Annotated in this window: 5 protein-coding genes; 3 read left to right on the plus strand and 2 right to left on the minus strand. The window is 69.6% G+C overall.

Annotated features, from left to right (window positions below; genetic code table 11):
• Positions 1 to 164 precede the first annotated feature (164 nt).
• Positions 165 to 1,931, plus strand: a complete 1,767-nt coding sequence (locus ACLQ7T_RS02605; RefSeq protein ID WP_420477995.1) for a gamma-glutamyltransferase family protein — start codon at positions 165 to 167, stop codon at positions 1,929 to 1,931.
• Positions 1,932 to 2,010: 79 nt separating this feature from the next.
• Here the strand turns inward: ACLQ7T_RS02605 and ACLQ7T_RS02610 are convergent, their stop codons facing one another.
• Positions 2,011 to 2,859, minus strand: a complete 849-nt coding sequence (locus tag ACLQ7T_RS02610; protein WP_420477996.1) for a lipid A-modifier LpxR family protein — start codon at positions 2,857 to 2,859, stop codon at positions 2,011 to 2,013.
• Between the two features lie 244 nt (positions 2,860 to 3,103).
• A complete protein-coding gene (locus ACLQ7T_RS02615; protein ID WP_420471199.1) occupies positions 3,104 to 4,993 on the minus strand; it encodes a ribonucleoside-diphosphate reductase subunit alpha in 1,890 nt (629 codons plus the stop codon).
• A 264-nt stretch (positions 4,994 to 5,257) separates the two neighbouring features.
• Here ACLQ7T_RS02615 and ACLQ7T_RS02620 point away from each other — a divergent pair, with 264 nt between their 5' ends.
• Together ACLQ7T_RS02620 and ACLQ7T_RS02625 are read left to right on the plus strand one after the other, a co-directional pair.
• Positions 5,258 to 6,001, plus strand: coding sequence for a phosphatase PAP2 family protein (locus ACLQ7T_RS02620; protein WP_420477997.1), 744 nt, complete (start codon positions 5,258 to 5,260; stop codon positions 5,999 to 6,001).
• A 163-nt stretch (positions 6,002 to 6,164) separates the two neighbouring features.
• Positions 6,165 to 7,896 (plus strand): sensor histidine kinase (locus ACLQ7T_RS02625; protein WP_420477998.1); only part of this gene is annotated, 1,732 nt, incomplete at its 3' end.

Consider the following 7,896-nt stretch of genomic DNA (forward strand, 5'->3'; position numbering starts at 1 on the left):
CTCTCGGCGAGGGCGGGTCTCTACCCCACGTGCGGCGGGGGGGCAAGACCCGATGTTGCGCTTTTCTGCAGGAAATCCCCGGCATCGGCCGGGCAGGGGTTTCGCCGGCCGTCCGGAAGCGGCAGGGTATCGACCCTCCCCCGCAAGACCCCCCCGAGTCCGTGATGCGTTTCCTCCCTCCGCGCCCCCTTCGTTCGCTGGCCGCCGCGGCCGCGCTGCTCGGGATGGCGACGGCCGGCTGTACCGGCGGGACGGGCGCGATCCCGACGGCGTCAGGTCCGGCGATCGCGGCCCGGTCCGAGGCGCCGCCGGCGCGCGGGCCTTTCGTCGCCGCCGCCAATCCGCTGGCGGTCGAGGCGGGGCTCAGGATCCTGCGCGAGGGCGGCTCGGCCGTCGACGCCGCCGTCGCCGTGCAGGCGGTGCTGGGGCTGGTGGAGCCGCAGTCGTCCGGTCTGGGCGGCGGCGCCTTCATGATGGTCTATGACGCCGCCTCCGGCGAGGTGACCAGCTATGACGGGCGCGAGACCGCCCCGGCCGCCGCCACGCCGGACCTGTTCCATGAGGACGGGCGGCCGCTCGACTTCCGGGCGGCGGTGCTCAGCGGACGGTCCACAGGCGCGCCGGGCGCGGTGGCCATGCTGGCCATGGCCCAGCAGGCGCATGGCCGTCTGCCGTGGAGCGCCCTGTTCGGCGACGCGGGGCGTCTGGCGACCGACGGCTTCGTCGTCAGCCCCCGTCTGGCCGGCATGATCTCCGGCGCCGCGCCCCAGGCCCAAAGTCGCTGGGCCACGGCCTATTTCACCAAGCCGGACGGGACGCGCTATGTCGCCGGCGATGTGCTGAACAACCCGGCCTACGCCCGCACCGTCGCCGAACTCGCGGCGCAGGGACCGGAGGTCTTCTATCGCGGTCACATCGCGACGGAGATCGCCGACACGGTGGCGCAGGAACCGCGTCCCGGCGCCCTGACCGCCGCCGACATCGCCGCCTATCGGCCGATCGAGCGCGGGGCCCTGTGCCGGCCCTACCGGATCTATGTGGTCTGCGTCCCGCCGCCGCCGTCATCCGGCGTGGCCGTGCTGCAGTTGCTGGCCATGGCCGAGCGGACGCCGGACATCGACCAGGGGGCGACCAGTGTCGCCGCCTGGACCGCCTTCGCCCAGTTGCAGCGTCTGATGTACGCCGACCGCGACCGCTATGTCGGCGATCCCGCCTTCGTCGGCGTGCCGGTGCAGGGGTTGCTGGATCCGGCCTATGTCGAGGCGCGCGCGGCGCTGGCCCCCGGCCTGACCGGCGCTGCCGCGCCGGGGACCCCGCCCGGCGGCTCCCTGCCGGGGCCGGATGCGACCCGCGAGCCCTCGGGCACCACCCACATGGTCATCGTCGATGCGCAGGGAAATGCGGTCAGCATGACCACCACGGTCGAGAGCATCTTCGGCTCGGGGCGGATGGCGGGCGGCTTCTTCCTGAACAACCAGCTGACCGACTTCTCCTTCTCGCCGACCCGGACCGACGGCGGGCCGGCGGCCAATGCGGTGGCGGCGGGCAAGCGGCCGCGCTCGTCGATGTCGCCGATCATCGTGCTGGATCGGCAGGGCCGTCTGGTGGGCGCCTTCGGCTCGCCCGGCGGGCCGTCGATCCTGGCCTATAACGCCAAGGCGCTGATCGGGGTGCTGGACTGGGGTCTGCCGGTCCAGTCGGCCTTCGACCTGCCGAATCTGGTGGCGCGGGGCGACGGGTTCGGCGCCGATACGGACCGCTTCAGTCCGGCCCTGCGGGAGGGACTGGCGACCAACGGCATCGTGCTGCGCCCGAACGCCAGCGAGAACTCGGGCCTGCACGGCGGCATCTGGCGTCGGGGGGCGGACGGTCAGTGGGGCTGGGACGGCGGCGCCGACGACCGCCGCGAGGGCGTGGCGCGGACGCAGTAGGGATCAGGAACCGGGAACTAGGGGGGCGAGGGGCGCTCGGACGGTGGATCCAGGCCGGGACCGCCTGATCCCTGATCCCTCACTCCGGCTTGATGCTCAGCTGGAAGGCGAGCATGCCCTCGTCGACGTCTGCGTCGATGTCCTGGTCGAGGCGAAGGCCGCGGCTTTCGACCTCACGATAGACCAGCCCGATCGAGCCCTGGATGGGGCCCCGGCGGATGGCGACGCCGATCGAGGCGTCGCCCATGAAGTCGCCGGCGTCATGGCTGACGCCCGAACGGGTGTAGTCGCCGTCGCGGGTGCGGGCGAAATTATAGCCGACCGCCCGACCGGAGCCGGCCACATAGATGTACCAGCGCTGGCGCTCGCCGAAGGCCTCCTGGCCCTCGGGGACGAGGTTCTCGAGATCGTCGCCGATGTCGCGGCCGATCCTCAGGGTGGCGCCGGCCTCGGTCAGCCCGCCGCGGCTGCCGACGCCCACGCCCACATGCGGGGTCAGGGTGACGTCCAGACCCGACGCGGTGCGGCCCAAGGTCTCGGTCCAGCCGCGGGTATAGCTGACCTCGTAATGCTCGGTGTCGAAGGCGGCGGGGTCCATCGGGCCCGGCGGCACCGGCGCGCCGTCCGCCCGGCGGATGCGGCCCTCGGTCCGCAGGCGCAGCCGGTCGCTGAACGCCCCGTCCTCGAACCAGACGTCGCGGTTGCTGACCGCCCAGGCGTTGGCGCGATCCTGCGGATCATAGGCGTCCGCGTCGGGAGTGTCGGCGAAGTTGCGGGCTTCGGCGAAGCGAAGATCGCGATTGGTGCGGGTCAGGAGGTCGGAGACGGTGGTCGGCCGATCGCGGCTGACGGCCCATGGATCGGGGAGGGCGACCTGGCCTGAACGCGCTTCGCCCGCGACGGCCGAAGCCGCGCAGGACCCGAACATCAGAACTCCGGCCAAGATCGCCGTACAACGCATCAACGGTCCCCTCAGTCCGTTAACGGATTCAACCCTGCACCAACCGGGCCGTCCCGCCAACAGACATTTTCACGACACTTCCTGGCCCGATTTACGGCTGGGGCCGGACGAGAGTTCCGTATGGCCAAGCTTCAGGCCGGGACCGCGCAAGCAAAAGGGGCGAAGGCCGCGGCCCTCGCCCCTTTCTTTCGATGTCCGGTGACCGGCGGCCTTACTGGCAGGCCAGGCACTCGTCGTAGTCGGTGCGGGCCGCCGAGAAGAGATCCGGCTGGTTCGGATCGACCTCGGCCTCGGCCTTGTCCTCCGAGCCGGCGAAGGCGGCGCGCTGCACCGACTTGGAACGCAGGTAGTAGAGCGACTTCACGCCCGTCTCCCAGGCGCGCCAGTGCAGCATGTGGAGGTCCCACTTGTCGACGTCGCCCGGGATGAAGAGGTTGATCGACTGGGCCTGGCAGATTTCCGGGGCGCGGTCGGCCGACAGCTCGACGACCCAGCGCTGGTCCAGCTCGAAGGCGGTCTTGAAGACGCCCTTCTCTTCCTCGTTGAGCTGGTCGAGGTGCTGCACCGAGCCCTCGTGCTCGAGGATCGAGTTCCAGACGGCTTCGGTGTCGATGCCCTTCTCGCCCAGCAGCTTCTTCAGATAGGGGTTCTTCACCGCGAACGAGCCCGACAGGGTCTTGTGGGTGTAGATGTTCGCCGGGATCGGCTCGATGCCCGCCGAGGTGCCGCCGCAGATGATCGAGATCGAGGCGGTGGGGGCGATGGCCATCTTGTGGCTGAAACGCTCCATGACGCCCAGCTCGGCGGCGTCCTCGCACGGCCCCTTTTCCTCGGCCAGCAGGCGGCTGGCCTTGTCGGCCTCGCGACGCAGGTGCTTGAACAGGCGCATGTTCCAGGACTTGGCCATCGCGCTTTCGAAGGCGACGCCCTGCGACTGCAGGAAGGAGTGGAAGCCCATCAGGCCAAGGCCGACCGAGCGTTCGCGCTTGGCCGAGTAGACGGCGGCGGCCATGGCGGGCGGGGCGCGGCGGATGAAGTCTTCCAGGACATTGTCGAGGAAGCGCATCACGTCCTCGATGAATTTCGGCTCCTCGCGCCATTCCAGGAAGGTCTCGGCGTTGACCGACGACAGGCAGCAGACCGCGGTGCGGTCGACGCCCAGATGGTCGCGGCCGGTGTGCAGCATGATCTCGGCGCACAGGTTCGACTGCTTGACCTTCAGGCCCAGCTCCTTCTGGTGCGGCGCCAGCTGGCGGTTCACCGTGTCGGAGAAGATCAGGTAGGGCTCGCCGGTCTGCATGCGGATCTCGAGGATCTTCTGCCACAGGTTCCGGGCGTCCACGGTCTTCATGACCTCCCCGTTCTTGGGCGAGAGCAGGTCGAAGGTCTTGCCGTCGCGCACCGCTTCCATGAAGGCGTCGGTGATCGAGATGCCGTGGTGCAGGTTCAGGGACTTGCGGTTGAAGTCGCCCGACGGTTTGCGGATTTCGAGGAACTCCTCGATCTCCGGGTGATGGATGTCCAGGTAGACGGCGGCCGAGCCGCGACGCAGCGAGCCCTGCGAGATCGCCAGGGTGAGCGAGTCCATCACGCGGATGAAGGGGATGATGCCCGAGGTCTGGCCGGCGCCCTTGACCTTCTCGCCGATGGAGCGGACGCCGCCCCAGTAGGTGCCGATGCCGCCGCCGTTCGAGGCCAGGGCGACGTTCTCGTTCCAGACGTTCTGGATGCCGTCCAGCGAGTCGCCGACCGCGTTCAGGAAGCAGCTGATCGGCAGGCCGCGATCGGCGCCGCCGTTCGACAGCACCGGGGTCGCCGGCATGAACCACAGCTTCGACATGTAGTCGTAGACGCGCTGGGCGTGGTCGGCGTCGTCCGAGAAGGCGGTCGCCACGCGGGCGAACATGTCCTGGTAGCTTTCGCCGGGCAGCAGGTAGCGGTCCTCAAGGGTCTTCTTGCCGAAGTCCGTGAGCAGATCATCCCGCGAACGGTCGATCTGGATCGAGGGAACGAGCGACAGGTGGGGGCGAGCTTCGCCCTCGGCGCCTGCAACCGTCTGGAATTCCACCGTCTTCAACGCTTCGCCGCCAGCCATATCGATCGCCGCCCTGAACAAAAAATCTATGAGGTATCCCAGCGACCCAACCACAAGACCTAGTGGGTGAAGCGCTCCCCGAGCCAACATATGGGAGCCAGATGGCTAACCAACCGTCAACGGGCTTGACGATCACTTTCTGGGCGAATCGAGCGATCAGCGGGGGATTAGCCTGTGGATTGGCCGCGACGCGGGCATGACACGGTCCCGCCATATTCGATCACGAACGCGTGAGGGGAACGTCCCACAGACGGGACCGTTAGCTTGGCCATGACCGGGGAACAACACGTCGTCTTCTGGCGCCGCGCGCTGCGCATCGCCCGCACTGAAATCGCCGCCCTGAGCGCGCTGCTGGTGATCGCCCTGGGGGTGATGACCTTCGTCGAGGTGGCCGACGACATGACCGAAGGCGACGGCCAGAGATTCGATCTCCAGATCCTGCACTGGCTTCAGCCCCTGCCGGGCGAGCCGCGCGGCCCCTGGTGGCTGCATGAGGCCATGGCCGACCTGACCTCGCTGGGCGGGATCTCGGTGCTGACGCTGTTCGCCGTGATCGCCTTCAGCTTCCTGCTGATCCAGCGCAAGCGGCTCTCGGCCCTGCTGCTGGTGGTCGGGCTGGTCGGCGGCGTGATCCTCAGTGAGGGGTTGAAGGCCCTGTTCGAACGCGAGCGGCCCCCGGCGGCCTACCAGGCGGTCGAGACCATCAACGCCAGTTTCCCGTCCGGCCACGCCCTGCTGTCGACCGTCTTCTACCTGACGCTCGGCGTCATGCTGACCCGGGCCTTTCCGAAGAAGCGGCTGAAGGCGTTCGTCCTCGGCTGCGGGGTGCTGGTCGCGGTGCTGATCGGGGCGACCCGGGTCTATCTCGGGGCCCACTGGGCGTCGGACGTCATCGCCGGCTGGTGCGCCGGCGCCGCCTGGGCCATGGCCCTGTGGCTGGTCGCCTACGCCGTCGAGCGCCGTCAGATCGTGCATCACGCGCCGTTGCAGGATGAACCGGCGCGTCCGGCCTGAACGCCGCCCCGCCTGACCGCCGTCGTAGGTCGACGCCGGCTCCGCCTGTGTCGGACGGCCGACATCGGCGTTAGGTGAAATCCCTCATCCGGCCACAACTCAGTTTGTTTACGGATCGACCGTAACCGTAACGATCACGGGGATGGAGACGGGAGGCCTCCGGTTGCACGGTCGATGGCGTCTGTTCAGGCATGAAGCGGGCCGCGTCGCCGGTCCGCCGCCCTGGGCCTATGTCGCCCTGTTCGCCGCCTCGCAACTGATCGGCCACTGGAGCACCGCGACGTTCGGGGCTGTAACCGTCTGGCTCTCCAACGGCATCATGGTGGCGGCGCTGCTGCAGTTGCAGCGTCGACCGGCCGTCTCGGTCATCGCCGCCTGCTTCGCCATCAACCTGTTCTCCAACACCCTGCGCGGTGACCCGGGCATCCTGCTGTGGGTCAACGCCCTGATGAACATGGCCCTGGCCTGGCTGGTGGCGGTTCAGGCCCGCCGTTACTGCGGGGCCGCCCTCGACATGCGTCGTCCCCGCCGGTTGATGCGGTTCGCCATCATCTCGGCGACCTCGGTGGCCGTTGTGGCCGCGGTCGGGGTGACGATCCTGTGGGGCATCCGCAGGCCGCCGACCTCCCTGCTGCTGTTCACCTTCCAGTCGCTCGCCAGTGTCGAACTGATGGGCCTGCTGCTGGTCACGCCGGTGTTGCTGCTGTTCGCGCGGATCCACCGGTTCCGGGGCGAGGCCTATGCGTCGCGGCCCGAGGCGATCGCCCTGATGGCGACCATGATCGCCGTCACGACGCTGGTCTTCCGGCAGGATCAGGCGCCGCTGACCTTCCTGGCCTTCCTGCCCATGGTGGCCATCGCCCTGCGCCTGTCCCGGACCCTCGCCGGAACCGCCCTGCTGGTCCAGGCGGCGATCACCGGAACCGCGACCCTGACCGGCCATGGTCCGATCCACCTGTTCCAGCCGTCGCCGATCGAGGGGCTGGAGGCGGTCCCGCTGACCGTTCGGCGGCTCGGCATTTATAATGTCTACATGCTGGCCATGGTGGCGACGGTCCTGCCGCTGTCGACCATGATGAGCGAGCGCCGGCGTCTGGAGGCGCGGCTTCGGGCCCGCACGCTCGCGGCCCAGGACGCCCGCCGCCGCGCGGAAGCGGCGTCCGCCGCCCGGTCGCGGTTCCTGGCGATGATGAGCCATGAGATGCGCACGCCGCTGAACGGCGTGGCGGGGTTCGCCGATCTGCTGGCGGCGCGCACCGACCTGCAACCCGAGGCCCGGGGCCATGTGCGGCGCATCCGCGAGGCCGGCGCGGGGCTGCTCATCCTTGTCGAGGACATTCTGGACTTCGCCCATGGCGACGACGCCCTGTCCCCCGAGCCGCTGGACCTGGCCGCAGTGGCGCGCGAGGCGTCCACGCCCAGCCGCGGGGCCGCCGACACCCGGGGGCTGACGCTGATCGTCGAGGACCGGCTGCCGCGCGGCGCCCGTTTCATCTGTGACCGCCGCGCCCTGCGCCAGACCCTGCACCCGCTCATCGCCAATGCGGTGAAGTTCACCGAGGCCGGCGGCGTGACGGTGCGTCTCGATTCCCATTCGGGCGGCGTCGTCATCCGCGTGACCGATACCGGCATCGGCATTCCCCCCGAGGCCCTGCCGGACCTGTTCGAGGCGTTCGAACAGGGGGACGCCTCGATCGGCCGGCGGCATTCCGGGACCGGGCTCGGACTGGCGCTGGTGGCGCGCCATGTCGCCCGCATGGGCGGAAAGATCGATGTTGAAAGTCGCGTCGGAGCCGGCTCGACCTTCACCCTGCGCCTGCCGCTGGAGCGGGGCGCCGACGCGCCGCCCGAGCCCGTGAGGGAGGTCGTGCCGCCGTCGGCGCCGGCGCCGGCCG

The sequence above is a fragment of the Brevundimonas sediminis genome (assembly GCF_048799765.1).
GTDB lineage: Bacteria > Pseudomonadota > Alphaproteobacteria > Caulobacterales > Caulobacteraceae > Brevundimonas.